This is a genomic window from Hymenobacter ginkgonis, from assembly GCF_009755225.1.
Classification (GTDB): Bacteria; Bacteroidota; Bacteroidia; order Cytophagales; family Hymenobacteraceae; genus Hymenobacter; species Hymenobacter ginkgonis.
In genome coordinates, this window is the sequence record NZ_WQKZ01000001.1 from 997,601 (window position 1) to 1,013,418 (window position 15,818).

The window sequence follows — 15,818 nt, forward strand, 5'->3', positions numbered from 1 at the left end:
CTGCATTGAAAATGAATATCCTTTATGCCATTCAGGGAACTGGCAATGGCCATTTGATGCGGGCGCTCGATGTGGTGCCGCTGCTGCAACGCCGCGTGGCGGCGCTGGGCGGCCAGCTCGACGTGCTAGTGAGCGGCCCGCCCGGCGACTTGCCGCTGCCCTTTGCCGTGCGCTACCGGGTAGGGGGCATGGGGTTTTTATTTGGCAAAAAAGGCGGCATCAACTTCGTGAAGACCTTTCGGCAGTTTAACTCGGCCGGTTTTGTGCACGACATTCGGCGCCTGCCCGTCGAGCGCTACGATTTAGTAATCAACGATTTCGAGCCGGTATCGGCCTGGGCCTGCCGGCTGCGCCACCGCCCCTGCGTGGCCCTGAGCCACCAAAGCGCCGTGCTGCACCCCGCCGCGCCCCGGCCCGCGGAGGAAGACCACGCCGGCCGGGCCGTGCTGCGCCACTACGCGCCGAGCACCGTGCAGTACGGCTTTCATTTTCAGGCATATGCGCCCGGTATTGCTACCCCCGTTATTCGGCGGCAAGTGCGCGAGCTAGCGCCCACCAACGCCGGGCACTACACGGTATACCTGCCGGCGTTCGATGAGGCTACGCTGGTCGAGCGCCTACGCTACCTCAGCCGGACGGTGCGCTGGGAGGTGTTTTCGAAGCACAGTACGCAGCCCGCCGAGCGCGGCAATGTGCGCATCTGGCCCGTCAGCGGCGGCGATTTTCTGCGCAGCCTGGCGAGCGCTCACGGCGTGCTGTGCGGCGCTGGCTTCGAGACGCCCGCCGAAGCTTTATTCTTGGGCAAGAAGCTACTGGTGGTGCCCATGAAGCAGCAATACGAGCAGCAGTGCAACGCCGCCGCCCTGGCCGCTATGGGCGTGCCCGTGGTGCGCAGCCTCAAAGACAAGCACCTGCCCCGCCTGGATGAGTGGCTGCACCACGGCCAGCCAGTGCCTATGCACTACCCCGACCGCACGGGCGCGGTGCTCGACCAACTGCTGGCCGAGCAACTGGGGGTAGGAAAGCCGCGCGCCGTGGCGCAACTTTTGTAGCGGCTCTATCCTGTGCTTCCCGCTGGCCCAGGCCGGCGCGCCCCACCAACGAGCGCGCCGGCCTGGGCTGCAGACCCGCCCGCGGGCCGCCGCCCCGCTTGTTTTACCTTCGATTATCCGGCCCCAGCCGGCGCCGTTTTGATGCCCGACGACTCTAGTTTAGTACTGCACCCAACATCGCTGCCGGCAGCTTTTTTCCCGGCCAGCACGCCCGCTTCGTTTTCGCGCGCCGATTTTGGACCCGATTTTCATTGGGGTGCGGCCTGCGCGGCGTACCAGGTAGAGGGCGCCTGGCAGCAGCAGGGCAAGGGCCCGAGTATTTGGGATGAATTCACGCGCCGGCCGGGGGCCATCAAACGGGGCGAGCACGCACGGGTGAGCACCGACTTTTACCTGCGCTACGAGCAAGATTTAGACCTGGCCCAAAGCCTGGGGCTAACCGATTTTCGCTTCTCGGTGGCGTGGTCGCGGGTGCTGCCCGAAGGCACGGGCGCCTTAAACCGCCGCGGCCTCGACTTTTACGACCGCCTAGTGGATGCCTGCCTAGAGCGCGACTTGCGCCCCTGGCTCACGGTGTACCACTGGGATTTGCCGCTGGCCCTGCAGCAGCGCGGCGGCTGGGCCAACCGCGCCGTGGTGGGCTGGCTGGCCGACTACGCCCAAGTGCTGGCCCGCCACCTCGGCGACCGCGTGCAGCACTGGATGGTCCTCAACGAGCCCATGGTGTTTGTGGGGGCGGGGCACGCATTGGGCATTCACGCGCCGGGGCGGCGCAGCTTGCCGGGATTTTTGGCGGCGGCGCACCACGCTACCCTGGCCCAGGCCGAGGGGGGTAGGGCCCTGCGGGCGGCGCTGCCGGGCACGGCGCGCATCGGCACCACGTTTTCGTGCTCGCACCTCACGCCCGCCCGGCCCGGCCACGGCCCCAGCGAGGCGGCCACGCGCCGCGCCGACGCGCTGCTCAACCGCTTTTTTGTGGAGCCTACGCTCGGGCTGGGCTACCCCACCGCCGAACTGCCCACGCTGGGCTGGCTGCTGCGGCGCTACCAGCAGGCCGGCGACCAGGAGCGGATGCGGTTTGACTTTGACTTTTGGGGCGTGCAGAACTACACCCGCGAGGTGGTGCGCCGCGCCCCGTGGCTGCCGCTGCTGGGCGCGGCGCTGGTGCCGGCCGCCAAGCGCGGTGTGCCCACTACCGAAATGGGCTGGGAAGTTTACCCCGAATCCATTTATGAAATGCTGACGCAGTACGCCGCCTACCCCGGCGCGCCCGAGTTAGTCATCACGGAGTCGGGCGCGGCCTTTGCCGACTACCCGCAGGGCGGCCGCGTGCCCGATGTGGCGCGCCGCGCCTACTACCAGGCCGCCATTGGCCAGGTGCTGCGCGCCCGCCGCGCCGGCGTGCCCGTGAGTGGCTACTTCCCCTGGAGCTTCACCGACAACTTTGAGTGGGCCGAGGGCTACCGGCCGCGCTTTGGCCTAGTGCACGTCAATTACGAAACCCAGGAGCGCATTATCAAGGACTCGGGCCGCTGGTACGGCGAGTTTTTGGGCGGCGCGGTGGTAGAGGCCGCGGCGCAGCGGGTGGCGAGTGCTACCCCTGCCCAAGGCAGTTAGTGGGTCAGCAGCGTGGGCCGCACGCGCATAAACTGCTCGATGAGGTGCTCGGGTTTTTGCTCGTCAAACTCTCCAAAGCCTAGCACAAAGGCCGGCGCGGGCTGCACAAATCGGATGGCCTCGGTCACGGCTTCAAGGTAGGGCTGGAGGCGAGCCGGGTCGCCGTCGGCCACCGCAAACTCGGCGTCCCAGCGCAGGGCGGCCGGGCCTTTGCGCACCAAAAAGGGCAGCACAAACGGGATGTAGTGGCTGAAAACCGGGTTTTCTACGCTGGTCAGGCGCGTGTCGGGCCACACGTGAAACTCGCTGAACGAGGCCGGCGGCGCCACCACGAACCGCGCCTGTTCGTCGGTCATCGCCTCAAATAAGGCCGCGCGGTTGGGCTGCGCATACAGCTGCGCATAGGCCGTGTACCACACCGTGATGCCTGCTTGATTGACGAGCTGGTAGGGATGAAACGAGCTGCTGAGACCCACGCCGCCGTGCTCGCCCACCACGAGGTTATAGAGCTGCCCAAATTTTTTGAGGTCCGTCGATTGCTGGTAGGGGTTGTTGGTGAGGCCGTAGAGGTAGAAGCTGGCAAAATCGGCCAGCGAAGGCGCGGAAGGGGTGAGCATGAGCAGGCACGAAGCAAAATGACTGCGCAAATTTCGGCAAAACTCCGCGCTCCGCTGCCCGCGCCCTGCGCGCACCCAAAAAATTAGCCTAACCCGCGCTAATCCAGACTGGGTAGAACGCGCTTTTTGCCCAGCGCAGCTAACCCAAGGGCAAGCCGTGCACAGAAGGCCACGGGCGAAAAGCTCGGCGGGCGGGGAGGGCCGGCAGTACCTTTAGCCTTCCCAAGTACTACCCTATCGTATTTCGTTGACCTTATTATGCAAAAACACGTGTACCCGTTTGGGCTCTGGCTGCTGGTGCTGCTCTGGCTAGCCCAGCAGCCGGCGCTCGCCCAAACGCGCATCACGCTCAGTGGCACCGTGCAAGACGCGACCTCGGGCGAAAACCTTACTGGCGCTACCGTGCGGGTGCGCGAGCTGCCCGGCGTGGGCACGGGCGCCAATGCCTACGGCTTCTACACGCTTACAGTGCCGGCCGGTACTTACACGCTGGAAGCCAGCTTTGTAGGCTACGCCACCCAAACGCGGGCGCTGACGGCGAGCGCCAGCCAGCGCCTCGACTTCCGGCTAAAACCGGGGGGTAGCGAGCTGAACGAAGTGGTGGTGACGGGCCGCAGCACCGACGCCACCCTCAGCAAAGCCCAGATGGGCGTCGAGACCCTGGACCTGCGGCAAATAGCCAAAGTGCCGGTGCTTTTCGGCGAAAAAGACGTGATAAAAACGCTGACCTTGCTGCCGGGCATCAAGTCGGCGGGGGAGGGTAGCAGCGGCTTTTCGGTGCGCGGCGGGGCCGTAGACCAGAACCTGATTTTGCTCGATGAGGCGCCCGTATACAACGCCTCGCACTTGCTGGGTTTTTTCTCGACTTTCAACTCCGACGCCATCAAGGACCTGACCGTGTTTAAGGGCGGCATGCCGGCGCAGTACGGCGGCCGGCTGTCGTCGGTGGTCGATATTAAGATGAAAGACGGCAACAACCAGCAGCTGCACGGCAGCGGCGGCATCGGCCTCATTGCCTCGCGCCTGGCCCTGGAAGGCCCCATTACCAAGGACAAAGGCTCGTTTCTGGTGACGGCCCGGCGCACCTACGCCGACTTGTTTCTCAAGCTGTCCAAAAACGAAACGACCAAGAATTCCAGCCTGTATTTCTACGACGTAAACGCCAAGGCCAACTACGTGCTGAGCGACCGCAACCGGCTCTATTTCAGTGCCTACTTGGGGCGCGATGCCCTGGGGCTGGCCAATACCTTCGGCCAGTACTACGGCAACAAAACGGCCACGTTGCGCCTCAACCACTTGTTCAGCGACCGGGTGTTTTCGAATACTTCGCTCATTTTCAGCAAGTACGATTACGAGATTGACATCACGTCGAACGCCCAAAACTTCGTTATCAAGTCTAAAATTCAGGACCTGAACCTGAAGCAGGATTTTGAGTTTACACCCAGCGCTACCCAGACGCTGCGCTTTGGGGCGCAGGCCATTTACCACACCATCACGCCGGGCTACGTCACGGCCGACGCCGGCTCGTCGGTGAATGGCACGGCCGATAAAACCAATTATTCGCTCGAAACGGCGGCCTACGTTTCGCACGAGTGGCAGGCCGCGCCGCGCCTCAACTTCACTACTGGTTTGCGGCTATCGGGCTTTAGCTTGCTGGGCCCCGGCACTTACTCTACCTACGCCACCGATGGCACCGTGCTGGCCGGCACCACCTACGGCAAGGGCGAATTTTTGAAAACCTACGTGCGCCTGGAGCCGCGCTTCGCTGCCAGCTTCCAGCTCAACGAGGCCAGTTCGCTCAAGGCCGGCTACGCCCGCAATGTGCAAAACCTGCACCTGCTCAGCAACAGCAGCACCTCGCTGCCCACCGACCTCTACGTGCCCACTACGTTCAACGTGAAGCCCGAAACCTCCGACCAGGTGTCGGCGGGCTACTACCGCACGCTGGGCCAGGACAAGACGTACTCGCTGACAGTCGAAACCTATTACAAGGCGCTGAACAACCAGATTGACTACCGCGACGGTACCCAGCTGCGCGGCAATTTCGACGTGGAAGCTAGCCTGCTCTACGGCATCGGCCGGGCCTACGGCATCGAGTTTTTGGTGCGCAAAGACGTGGGCCGCTTTACGGGTTGGCTGGGCTACACGCTGAGCAAATCGGAGCGGCAGTTTGCCGAGATTAACGGCGGAACCTGGTTTAATGCCCGCCAGGACCGGCCCAACGACCTTTCCATTGTGGCTATTTACCAGCTCAACTCAAAGTGGAGCTTCTCGGGCACTTTCCTGGCAAGTACTGGCAACGCCGTGACGTACCCGGTGGGTAAGTATATGGTAGCGGGCCAGGTGGTTAGCCTCTACGGCCAGCGCAACGCCGACCGCCTACCCGGCTACCGCCGCCTCGACTTGGGCGCCACCTACGAGAAGCCCCACCAGGAGGGCCACCGCTTCCACAGCAGCTGGTCGTTTTCGGTCTACAACGCGCTGGGCCGCGAAAACCCTTATAGCATCCGCTTCCAGGCCGACCCCAACGACGCGACGCGTACCCAGGCGGTGCAAACGGCGCTGTTCCGCACCATTCCGTCGGCTACTTATAATTTCAGCTTTTAAGCCATGCGGCAATTACTCCATAAGCTCTCTACCAAGCTGCTGGCTCCGGCTGCCGTGGCCCTGCTGCTAGCCGGCACCGGCTGCGAAAAAGTAGTCAACCTCGACCTCAAGACTTCCACCGCGCAGCTCGTCATCGAAGCCAACTTGGTGGACGATGGCCTACCCTGCCAGGTGAGCCTGAGCATGTCGACTAACTACACCGATACCAATGCGTTTGCGCCCGTAAGTGGCGCCGTTATCACCCTTGCCGACAACGCGGGCGGCCTCGAAACGCTGCGCGAAACGGCTACCCCCGGCCAGTACGTAGGAGCCACTATCAGGGGCGTATCGGGCCATGCCTACACGCTGCGGGTCGAAACCGGCGGCACGGCCTACGTAGCCGTTTCGACGCTGCCCGCCCCCGTGGTGCCCTTCGAGAAACTGAGCACCCAGCTTAGCGTGCTGGGCACCAAAAATATTCAGGCGGTGGTAGACTACACTGACCCGGCCGGGCTGGGCAATAGCTACGTGTTTCGGCAGTACCGCAACGGCCGCCTCAACAACACCATTTTTCCGCAAAACGACCAGTTCACCGACGGTAACCACGTCAGCCTAACCCTGCGCACCCGCGGTGGGGGTAGCGACGACCCCAACGACCTGAACAAGCTCGTATCGGGCGACAGCCTGCGGGTGGAGATGCAGAACGTGGACCCCGGCGCCTACGAATATTTCCGCACCCTGAGCCTGATTTTAACTACCAACGCGGCCCCCAGCACCACGCCCGCTAACCCCAAATCGAATTTTTCGGGCGGGGCGCTGGGCTATTTCAACGCCCACTCGCGCCGCGTGCGCACCATAAAGGTGCCGTAGGGGGGTAGGGCAGGCGGAAAGTCAGGCTCGCGGCGGCGGCCAGCCGGGCGAATGGCTACCAGTGGCGGCACGGCCAACCGCGCTTACTTTTAGCGCTGGCTAGCTCCTATAGCAGCTAGCGGCCCGGCAATTTTTACCGTTGGCTGGTTACTCTTTTCCCACCTCCCTATGAAAAAACTTCTTATTCTGCTGCTCGTAACCTCCTTGGGCTTCGGCTTCCTCAGCGGGCGCGCCGCCAGCCCGGCCGCCGAGCGGCCCACGTATTTTGAGCTAAAGGTGTACCACCTGAAAACGGCTCGGCAGGAAGCCCTCATCGACAGCTTCTTGCAGCGGCAATACCTGCCGGCGCTGCACGCCGCGGGCCTGCCTACCATCGGCGTTTTCAAGCCGCTTGGCAACGACACCACGGCCGACCGCCGAGTCTACGTCTTTGTCCCCTTCACGTCCCTCAAGCAATGGGAAAAGGTGGAAAAAGAAACCACGACCAAGCTGCTGGCCAGCGGCGGCGCGTACGTAGATGCTGCCTACACTACCCCCGCCTACGGCCGCAAGGAGGCCATTTTTCTCAAGGCGTTTGAGGCGATGACTGGGCTGGCCGCCCCCAAGCTGACGACCCCCAAAAGCGAACGGGTGTATGAACTGCGCAGCTACGAAGGCGCCAGCGAGAAAATATTTCGCAACAAGGTGCAGATGTTCAACGCTGGCGGCGAAATCAAACTGTTCGACCGCCTTGGGTTCAACGGTATTTTCTACGGCGAGGTCTTGTTCGGCTCCAAAACGCCTAACCTGATGTATATGACGTCGTTCGAGAACATGGTGGCGCGCGATGCCCACTGGAAAACGTTCGGCAGCGACCCCGAGTGGAAGGCCCTGTCGGCCCGGCCCGAACACCAGCACAACGTGTCGCATATCGACATCACCTTCCTGTGCCCTACCCCCTACTCCGACCTGTAGGGGGTAGGGCCAGCCCTTAAAACTTGTCGTCGTTGACTTCAAGCCAGAAGCCATCCGGGTCCTGCAAGTAAATCTGCTTCACCCCGTCGGGGCGGGGAGTGGTCTTCCGCGCCTCACTTATCCAGTTGCCGTAGCGCACGTTGAGCTTGTCGAGGTGCGCCATGAACTTGGCCAGGTCCGGCACGCTGAAGGCTATGTGGGTGTTGATGTCGTGCTCCTGCGCCTTATTGCCCTGAATGATATGTAGTTGGCTGTGTGGCCCAATGCGCAGCCACACGTGCCGGCCATCGTGGAAAGGCTCCGGAACCTCGGCCAGCAGCAGCACATTTTTGTAGAAATCGCTACTCTTTTGCAAGTCAACTACATACAAAGCAATGTGGTTGAGGGCCGTGGGGCCTTGCGCCAAAGCCTGCCTGGCAGGTATCAACGCTAATAAAATTGCTAGCAGGCAGCAGGAGAGAAGCTTGCGCATAAAGCGAGGGGTAGGAAAAGGTGGGAATTAGGTGGCCCAAAGCTAAGCGTAATCTCCGTGCGCCCAACGGCTGGTAGTGCTCCTAAGCTGCTTTCGTGCTCCTGCACCTAGGCCTGCCGGAGGCGCCGCCCAAAAAATCTGCGGCGGGCGGTGCTACTTTCGGCGCGCCATTCATGGTGAGTGGCAATAACTTACCTGCCCTTTATTCCCACCCACATGTCAGTTTCGCGTCGCCTTTTCCTGAAGAATACGGCTGCCTTGGCCGCTACCGCCGCCCTGGCGCCACAACTGGTGGCGCAGGCCTTGGCCGAAAAGCCGTTCTTCGAAATTTCCCTGGCCGAATGGTCGCTGCACAAAGCCTTATTCGGGAATAAAATGACCAACCTGGATTTCCCGGTTCGGGCAAAGAAAGAATTTGGTATCAGTGTGGTAGAGTATGTCAACCAGTTCTTTAAGGACAAAGCAGAAGATAAAAAATACCTAAATGAGCTGCTGTTGCGCTGCCACGACAACGGCGTGCGCAACCACCTCATCATGGTTGATGGGGAAGGCGACCTCGGCACGCCCGACGCTGCCGACCGGCAAAAAGCCATCGAAAACCACTACAAATGGGTCGATGCCGCGCACTACCTGGGCTGCACCACTATCCGGGTCAATGCCTTTGGCAAAGGCACGGCCCAGGAGGTGCAAAAAGCGGCCGCCGAGGGCCTAAGCCGGCTCAGCGAATATGCCCAAAAAGCTAACCTCAACGTGATAGTCGAAAACCACGGCAGCTATACTTCCGATGGCAAGTGGCTGCTGGGCACCATTCGGCAGGTGGCCCGGCCCAACGTGGGGATTCTGCCCGATTTTGGCAACTTCTGCGTCCGCCGCGATACCGGCGAACTTTACCAAGGCAAGTGCCTCGAAGAATACGATAAGTACGTGGCCGTCAAAGAGTGGATGCCCGTAGCCAAGGGCGTGAGCGCTAAAACGTTCGACTTCGACGCGGCCGGCAACTGCGTCGAAACCGACTACCCCCGGATGTTCGCCATCATCAAGGCTTCGGGCTTCAAGGGCTTCGTCGGCATCGAGTACGAGGGCGAAAAGCTGAGCGAAGAAGACGGCATCCGCAAAACCAAAGCCCTGCTGGAGAAGGTGGCGCGCGGGTAAAGCCTAGGCCGTTCCCTACCCCTCGGCCACAATCGCCAGCGCCAGGTCGGCCCCCACGGCTGGCAAGTCGATGCGCAACGGCTCGGCCCCGGCTTGCACCAGTAAGTGCCCACCCGCAGTGCCCGCCACCGTGTTCCAGAGGTGCACGCGGTAGGCGCCGGGGGCCAGCCCCGGCAGCGTGAGCTGGATGGCTCGGGGGGGTAGGGCGCGGCGCCGGGTACTATTGCGCGTCGTGGGGCGGTCCTGCCGCAGAAGCCACACGACGGCCTGCCGGGTATCGCCGCAGGCAAACGCGGCGAAAGCCGGGGAAGAAATTGCCACTTCGTGGCTAAGATTGCGGCGCTGAAAATGCTTCCAGTCAAGCAGTTCAGTAAAAGCTGCCAGGCTGCGCTGCGCGGCGCGCATGCCGTGGGTAAGGACGTGCGGCTGGCGATAGGGCCAGCGCAGCCCGCCGCCCGCTCCGCCCGAGGCGAGGTGGGCCCACTGCATGTGGCGAAAATATTCGTCGTCAAACGCTTCGGGCAGCGTGCGGTGCCGGTTATTAAACGTGTAAATAGGCCCGTGCTCACTGTCGAAAAACGGCCGGGCCGCCGGCAACTGCGCCAAGGCTTCGCGCACCAGCGCCCCGGTGGCCCGCGCCGGGCCCAGCGTGTCCTTCGGATTGTTGATGGTAGCGGCCTCGTAAAAATGCGTCGTGGCAAAATCCAGCTGCGGGTGCTGGAAGACGACCTCCGCCACGGTGGGGTAGTGCCCCAGCACCGGCCCGAAAACCGACACCGTTTGCAGGTGGGTGCGGCCAAAGCAGCGCAGCTCCACGGCCCGCACGTGCGCGCTGAGGTCGCTGATAAATTCGGTTAACGCCTCGGGGCGCTTGCCGGCGTGGGCGGGGTCGATTTCATTCCATAAGTCCCAGGCAAACAGCGCCCCGCTGCTGCCCCAGCGCTCGGCCGCAAAGCTCAGCCGGTCTTTGATGGCCTGCCGCATGCGGGGGCAGCTCAGCCACTGCGACCGGCGGGTGCCGGGCCCACCCTGGGCCCGGCTGTAGGGGTGGTAGCGCCAGCGGCGCGCCATCCAAAACGTATCGTAGGGGGTAAGGAGCACCCGCAAGCCGTAGCGCGCGCACAAGGCAAACAGGTCGTCCCAGAAGCGCACCATATTCGGCTGAAACCGGCCGACGGGCCGCTCCAAGTAGCGGTGCTCGGTTTGGCAATATTCCAGCATCAGGCGCAGGCACGTAACGCCGTGCGCAGCCAGCCAAGCCAAATGCCCTTCTACGGCCGCCACGTTGCGGCGGCAAAACAGCCCCGCTAGGTCGGGCCAGGTAAGGGCGTCGTTCTGCCCGATGGGCGTCCAATTCTGCCCGGTTTCGGTGACGAAGTACGGCGCCGCAGGGGCCAGCTCAATCCAGGGGTAGGCCGGCGAAGCAGGGGTAGGGAATAGCGGAGAATCAGCCAACGGAAAACACGAGGAGGACGTATGCGGTGCCCTCAAAAGTCAACTTGCCTACTACTTCCAGCCCGAGCTTTTGGGTATGCAGGCGCAACGAGGCGGTGTTTTCCTCGGCGATAAAGGCAATGCCTAAATCGAAACGGCCAGCCAACTCCCGCTTACTGGCCTGAAACAATTGCTGAAGCAATCCTTGCCCTCGGTATTCCTGCTTCACGACTACCGGCCCATAGAAAAACCACCGATACTGCGCTAGCGGCCGCTCCCGGTAAAATAGCCGGGGTAGTAACTGGCTGATTTCCTGCACCAAGGGCGGGTAGCGCTCGGCGGGCAGCTTAGAGTTAATAAGGAAGCCCACCAACTCTTGGCCATTATATGCTACCTGGCCCGGCACCGACGCCAGCATGGCTTGCAGGGCGGGCGCGGCGAACGAGCCCGTCAAAAAGCCGCCTTGCCGCTCGGTTTCGCTCAATTGCTGGTAAGTATACTGGTTGGCTAAGTCGGCCAACGCGGGGGCATCGGCGGCCTGGGCCACTCGCAGCGCAAAGTCGGGCATAAAAAAATCAGGTTACTGCCCTACCCCCTGCTTCCGCGCGTTCTTAAACTCCGAGCCCGCGCGCCACTGCGGAAACGTGGTTTCGCGGGCCAGCCGCTGGCCGACGTGGAAATAAAGCTCGGCATCTTGGGCCACGCCGCTGAGGTCCCAGGCCGGGTCAACCTGGTCGGCGGGCTTGTGGTACATGCTGGTGGTGTACTCCTGGCGCTTCTGGGCGATGTAGGCCTTGCCCTGCGTGCGGCTCTCAAACCCGCCGCTGGCGTAGAGCGAAGGCACACCCACGTGCGCAAAGCTAAAGTGGTCGGAGCGGTAGAACATGCCCGTTTCGGGCGTCTGGTCGGGCAGCAGGTAGCGGTCTTGCTCTTTGGCGGCGATGCGGGCGTAGTCCTCCAGTTCCGACTGCCCCGAGCCGATAACGGTCAGGTCCTTCATGCGGCCGTAGGGCCAAAGCATATCCATGTTGAGGTCGGCCACGGTTTTGGCCAGCGGGAAAGCCGGGTGCTGCGCATAGTAAGCCGAGCCCAGCAGGCCCTGCTCCTCGCCCGTCACGGCCAGGAATACGATGCTGCGGGCGGGCTTGGTGGGCGCATTTTTAAAGGCTTTAGCGATGCTCAGCAGGGCGGCCAAGCCCGTGCCATCGTCCACGGCGCCGTTGTAGATGGAATCGCCGGCAATAGCTTTACCCACGCCAAAGTGGTCCCAATGCGCCGAGTAAATCACGTATTCGCCAGCGTTGGTCGTGCCGGGCAACACGGCCAGCACGTTTTTAGAAGTCTGGCGGCGCAGCTTGTTTTGGAGGCTGGTACTGAGCGTGAGGCCCAGCGGGCGGGCGCGGAAACCGGGCTTATTGGTGGCGGTGTACAGCGCGTCGTAGTTCTGGCCGGCGGCAGTGAAGAGGCGTTTGGCCGCGTCGAGCGTTAGCCAGCCTTCGAGGGCGCACTTGCTGGCGCCGTGGTCGGGGGTTTGGGGGCGCAGCTTGGGGCCGAGCGCCCCGCTCAGCACCACCGACCAGGGGTAGGCGGCGGGCTGCGTGTCGTGCACGATGAGCAGGCCCGCGGCGCCGTGGCGGGCGGCCTCCTCGTATTTATAGGTCCAGCGGCCGTAGTACGTCATGGCTCGGCCCTTAAAGAGGGTCGAGTCCAGGCCCGCATTGCCGGGGTCGTTCACGAGCACCACCACGGTTTTGCCTTTCACGTCGAGGCCAGCGTAATCGTCCCAGCCGTACTCGGGCGCTACCACGCCGTAGCCTGCAAATACCAGCGCCGAGTTGGCGACGGTCACCGTAGGCTGCTCGCGCTGGCTAAACACCACGTAGTCAGTTTTGTACTGCAAGCTCAGCTTTTGGCCTTTGCCCGTAATCTGGAGGGTAGGGGCGGGCGCTACGCTGATTTCAACCATTGGCACCGGTTGAAAGTAGCTGCCATCGGCCCCCACCGGCTGCAAGCCCAACGCTTTAAACTGCGTAGCCAAATACGTCGTAATGCGCTCCTCACCCGCCGTAAATGGCTTGCGGCCCAGCATCTCATCCGACGATACGGCCTGTAGGTAGCCGCTAATGTCGGCCGCCGTAATGGCGTCGGGCGGCGCGGCGGGGGTAGGGGCCGCGGTGGGTGCCGTGGCTGCAACGGCGGCCGCCGTAGTAGCCGTTGGTTTAGTCGATTGGCAGCTGGCGAAAGCCAGTGCCAACAACCCTACTGGCAACCGCCAAGCAGCAACAGCAGGTAAAAAAGAACCGGAAGACATACGCATTGAGCTAGCGGGAAAGAACCCCATTCGTAACCATTTACTGGCTCAAGGTACTCGCTAAGCACATAACCAAGCTCGGTTTGTGTGGGCGCCGAGTAAGCAGTTTAGGTAATGGCCGCGTGCTAGGCCGAGCCATTAGCACGCGCTACCAGCCGCTACGGGCAACTGCTAGCTATGCGGGTGGCAGACCCGCTAAGCAGTGTGCAAAATAACGAGGAGCGAGCCAGTCGAAATCACCAGCCACAGCAAAATGCCTAGTATATAAGGCTTTATGCCAGCCCCTAGCACCACCTTTGCCGATAACCCGGCGCCAATAAAAAACAGCGTAACCGTGAGGCCAATTTTGGCTAGCCCAACCAGCGGCGGCCCCAGCGGCTTAGCGGCGGGCACAAAAGTGTTGAGGAGCATTGCCCCAACGAAGCCAAAAATGAAATAAGGAATCTTGATTTTAGCGCCCGGCTGCTTGAAGGCCAGGGCCGTACCAATAGCCACCGGAATAATCCAGAGGGCACGGGCTAGCTTGACCGTGGTGGCTACTTCCAGCGCCTGGTTGCCGTAGGTAGCGGCGGCGCCTACCACCGACGAGGTATCGTGGATAGCAATGGCGCACCACAGCCCAAACTGGTTTTGGCTCAGGTGCAGCGCGTGGCCGATGGGCGGAAACGCGAAAAGGGCCAGCGCGTTTAGCACAAAAACGGTGCCCAGGCCCACCGATATTTCTTCGTCTTTGGCGCCCAGCACCGGGCCGATGGCCGCAATAGCACTACCCCCGCAAATAGCGGTGCCGCACGAAATAAGGTGCACTACGCGGCGGCCTAGCCCTAGCCACTTACCCACCAAAAAGCCCAGCCCTAACGTGCCAAAGATGGAAACCACCGTGAACGCTATTCCTTGCTTTCCGGCCTGCACGGCAGCGTGGGCGTTCATGCCAAACCCCAGCCCGATGACCGAGAATTGCAACAGCTTATGGGTGAGTTGCTTGGTGTGGGTAGGAAACGGGTTGCCTACTGTTTGAGCCAGTACCAACCCCAGCGCTAGGGCAATGGGAGGCGAGGCCCATGGCGTGAGACAAAACACGAAAAACAGCCCAAATACCACCTGCTGCCAGGTAAAAACCTGCCCAACCAACGCGTGCGGCACCTGCATAAGCCGCAGAAAGCCCGTGTTTTTAATCGGCTGTATTTTCTCAGCTAAAAGGGGTTCTGCAGCGGGTGGGGGTAGGGTAGAGTGGGCAACTAGCATGAGACGTAGGAGGGTATTTGGAAAGCAAAATTACCCGCTTATACGCTCGATGAGTTATCAGAAATAGTTATCCACTATAACCTGAAGTTATGAAAGCTTTGCTTTTTAGTATAGAAACAACTGAGAATATTGCTGCCCTATGCGCTTCTTAGCTAGCAGTAGCTACCGCTACGGGGGGTAGGGGTGGCCGTACACAGCCTTAGCACGAGCAATGTGCATATGAACCTATTTAAGACGAATAAGCGGACTGCTACTTCCCTACCCAGGCTTGCGTGGGTAAACGCGTTTGGGGTTAAGCGCTGATTTGTACCTGCCCTTGCGCAAAGCTCAAAAACCGTTGCGCTGGGCGCAGTAGCGGTTGCCCCTGCACCCACACAGCTTCAAATTGGCGAAGCAGACGCAGGCCCTTCAGGGGAACAATCTCAAGCACTCCGGCCGCCAGTTCGCGGGTTAGCGCCCGGCGCGAAACGAAGCCCAGCGCCGTCGGTGCCGCTGCCAGGTAGCCCTTAATAGCTTCGGTATTATCTAAGTAAACAGCCACATGCAGGTCGCTGAGCTTGATTTTAACCTCACGCAGCGCCATTTCTAGTACTTCGAGCGTGCCCGAGCCGCGCTCGCGCAGCACGAGGGAGCGGGCTAGGGCCTCGGCCAGTGGAAGGGGGGTAGGGGGTGGGCCAGCCGGTGTGGCCCGGCGCACAGCCACTAGCTCGTCGGGCAGCAGCAACTCGTAGTGCAGGTCGCGGCTTTTGGTGCGGCCTTCCACAAAGCCCAGGTCGAGCTCGCCGCGCAATAGCGCTTCGCCAATGCGCTCGGTATTCACGTTGAGCAGCGTTAGCTGCACCTGCGGGTAGCGGGCCTGAAAGCCGGGCAGCCAAGCCGGCAACACGTATTGGCTGAGGGTGGTGCTGGCTCCCAAGCGCAGGCGGCCGGCGGCTTCTTCGGGGTCGCGCAGGCCGGCGAGCTGGTCGTCGAGCAGTTGAGCCGATGCCGCGACGGCTTCGGCATGGCCGAGCAGCAAGCGGCCGGCTTCGGTAAGCGCTACGCGGTTGCCGCGCCGCGCCAGCAGGCGCTGGTTGTACTGCGCCTCAAGCTCCCGAATGTGCTTGGTAACGGCCGGCTGGCTGATAAATAGTTCTTGCCCGGCCTTGGTAAAGCTCAGGTGCCGGGCCACGGCAGCAAATACACGCAGGCGAAAATCGGACATAGGCCCGCAAAGTACGGGTTGCTTTGCGCACCAGTCGCTCGCTTTGGAGGTGTTACTTACTAGCGGCCCCGCTGCGGGCAAGCCACGGGCACCAGCACGTTTTTCGAGTTTAACGGCAAAGTGTCGGCAAAGTGTGCGGCGGCTGAAATAGCATTTTATCTCCACGCGCCACCGGGTGGCCATCGCCTGCTACCAAGCCCGTGCCTTGGCGCAAAAAGGCTGCCTGCTGCTTCTATTCCTGGCCCACTACATATGTTATCATTTCATAATCAATAAGTTGGACCACTGCTCGGTAATGCCGGCC

At 61.8% G+C, this 15,818-nt stretch carries 13 protein-coding genes; 6 read left to right on the forward strand and 7 right to left on the reverse strand.

Annotated elements, in window-relative coordinates; all coding sequences use genetic code 11:
- Positions 1-11: 11 nt before the first annotated feature.
- Together GO988_RS03975 and GO988_RS03980 are read left to right on the forward strand one after the other, a co-directional pair.
- Positions 12-1,052 (forward strand): glycosyltransferase family protein, encoded by a 1,041-nt coding sequence (locus GO988_RS03975; RefSeq protein ID WP_157562210.1) that lies wholly within the window; start codon positions 12-14, stop codon positions 1,050-1,052.
- Between the two features lie 141 nt (positions 1,053-1,193).
- The gene (locus tag GO988_RS03980) at positions 1,194-2,669 is read left to right on the forward strand and encodes a GH1 family beta-glucosidase (protein ID WP_157562211.1); all 1,476 of its coding nucleotides are present in this window, start codon (positions 1,194-1,196) and stop codon (positions 2,667-2,669) included.
- Here the strand turns inward: GO988_RS03980 and GO988_RS03985 are convergent.
- The gene (locus GO988_RS03985) at positions 2,666-3,286 is read right to left on the reverse strand and encodes a hypothetical protein (protein WP_157562212.1); all 621 of its coding nucleotides are present in this window, start codon (positions 3,284-3,286) and stop codon (positions 2,666-2,668) included. The two genes, GO988_RS03980 and GO988_RS03985, sit on opposite strands and share 4 nt — an antisense overlap.
- A gap of 258 nt (positions 3,287-3,544) precedes the next feature.
- On the opposite strand from GO988_RS03985, the gene GO988_RS03990 reads away from it, so the two are divergent.
- From GO988_RS03990 to GO988_RS04000, 3 genes are all read left to right on the forward strand, one after another.
- Positions 3,545-5,893 (forward strand): TonB-dependent receptor, encoded by a 2,349-nt coding sequence (locus GO988_RS03990; RefSeq protein ID WP_157562213.1) that lies wholly within the window; start codon positions 3,545-3,547, stop codon positions 5,891-5,893.
- A gap of 3 nt (positions 5,894-5,896) precedes the next feature.
- Positions 5,897-6,742, forward strand: coding sequence for a DUF4249 family protein (locus GO988_RS03995; protein WP_157562214.1), 846 nt, complete (start codon positions 5,897-5,899; stop codon positions 6,740-6,742).
- Between the two features lie 168 nt (positions 6,743-6,910).
- Positions 6,911-7,696, forward strand: coding sequence for an NIPSNAP family protein (locus tag GO988_RS04000; RefSeq protein ID WP_157562215.1), 786 nt, complete (start codon positions 6,911-6,913; stop codon positions 7,694-7,696).
- A 16-nt stretch (positions 7,697-7,712) separates the two neighbouring features.
- On the opposite strand, the gene GO988_RS04005 is transcribed toward GO988_RS04000, so the two are convergent.
- Positions 7,713-8,168, reverse strand: coding sequence for a VOC family protein (locus GO988_RS04005; RefSeq protein ID WP_157562216.1), 456 nt, complete (start codon positions 8,166-8,168; stop codon positions 7,713-7,715).
- A 216-nt stretch (positions 8,169-8,384) separates the two neighbouring features.
- Between GO988_RS04005 and GO988_RS04010 the strand changes: the two genes are divergently transcribed.
- On the forward strand, positions 8,385-9,320 hold the full coding sequence (locus tag GO988_RS04010) for a sugar phosphate isomerase/epimerase family protein (protein WP_157562217.1): 936 nt from the start codon (positions 8,385-8,387) through the stop codon (positions 9,318-9,320).
- A gap of 15 nt (positions 9,321-9,335) precedes the next feature.
- Here the strand turns inward: GO988_RS04010 and GO988_RS04015 are convergent, their stop codons facing one another.
- The 5 genes from GO988_RS04015 to GO988_RS04035 form a co-directional block, all read right to left on the reverse strand.
- Positions 9,336-10,775, reverse strand: a complete 1,440-nt coding sequence (locus tag GO988_RS04015; RefSeq protein WP_232341356.1) for a glycoside hydrolase 5 family protein — start codon at positions 10,773-10,775, stop codon at positions 9,336-9,338.
- A complete protein-coding gene (locus GO988_RS04020) occupies positions 10,768-11,322 on the reverse strand; it encodes a GNAT family N-acetyltransferase (protein ID WP_157562218.1) in 555 nt (184 codons plus the stop codon). Before GO988_RS04020 ends, GO988_RS04015 begins: the two co-directional genes overlap by 8 nt.
- Positions 11,323-11,334: 12 nt before the next feature.
- A complete protein-coding gene (locus GO988_RS04025; protein ID WP_157562219.1) occupies positions 11,335-13,065 on the reverse strand; it encodes a M28 family metallopeptidase in 1,731 nt (576 codons plus the stop codon).
- Positions 13,066-13,260: 195 nt separating this feature from the next.
- On the reverse strand, positions 13,261-14,310 hold the full coding sequence (locus GO988_RS04030; RefSeq protein WP_198172494.1) for a YeiH family protein: 1,050 nt from the start codon (positions 14,308-14,310) through the stop codon (positions 13,261-13,263).
- Between the two features lie 292 nt (positions 14,311-14,602).
- Positions 14,603-15,514, reverse strand: a complete 912-nt coding sequence (locus tag GO988_RS04035) for a LysR substrate-binding domain-containing protein (protein WP_157562220.1) — start codon at positions 15,512-15,514, stop codon at positions 14,603-14,605.
- Positions 15,515-15,818: the final 304 nt, after the last annotated feature.

Bases quoted from the DNA above. Each gene is read 5' to 3' on its own strand.
- GO988_RS04035 (WP_157562220.1), bottom strand. From the start codon at position 15,514: ATGTCCGATTTTCGCCTGCGTGTATTTGCTGCCGTGGCCCGGCACCTG.
- GO988_RS04025 (WP_157562219.1), bottom strand. From the start codon at position 13,065: ATGTCTTCCGGTTCTTTTTTACCTGCTGTTGCTGCTTGGCGGTTGCCA.
- GO988_RS04005 (WP_157562216.1), bottom strand. From the start codon at position 8,168: ATGCGCAAGCTTCTCTCCTGCTGCCTGCTAGCAATTTTATTAGCGTTG.
- GO988_RS03995 (WP_157562214.1), top strand. From the start codon at position 5,897: ATGCGGCAATTACTCCATAAGCTCTCTACCAAGCTGCTGGCTCCGGCT.
- GO988_RS03975 (WP_157562210.1), top strand. From the start codon at position 12: ATGAATATCCTTTATGCCATTCAGGGAACTGGCAATGGCCATTTGATG.
- GO988_RS03985 (WP_157562212.1), bottom strand. From the start codon at position 3,286: ATGCTCACCCCTTCCGCGCCTTCGCTGGCCGATTTTGCCAGCTTCTAC.
- GO988_RS04000 (WP_157562215.1), top strand. From the start codon at position 6,911: ATGAAAAAACTTCTTATTCTGCTGCTCGTAACCTCCTTGGGCTTCGGC.
- GO988_RS04030 (WP_198172494.1), bottom strand. From the start codon at position 14,310: ATGCTAGTTGCCCACTCTACCCTACCCCCACCCGCTGCAGAACCCCTT.
- GO988_RS03990 (WP_157562213.1), top strand. From the start codon at position 3,545: ATGCAAAAACACGTGTACCCGTTTGGGCTCTGGCTGCTGGTGCTGCTC.
- GO988_RS04020 (WP_157562218.1), bottom strand. From the start codon at position 11,322: ATGCCCGACTTTGCGCTGCGAGTGGCCCAGGCCGCCGATGCCCCCGCG.
- GO988_RS04010 (WP_157562217.1), top strand. From the start codon at position 8,385: ATGTCAGTTTCGCGTCGCCTTTTCCTGAAGAATACGGCTGCCTTGGCC.
- GO988_RS03980 (WP_157562211.1), top strand. From the start codon at position 1,194: ATGCCCGACGACTCTAGTTTAGTACTGCACCCAACATCGCTGCCGGCA.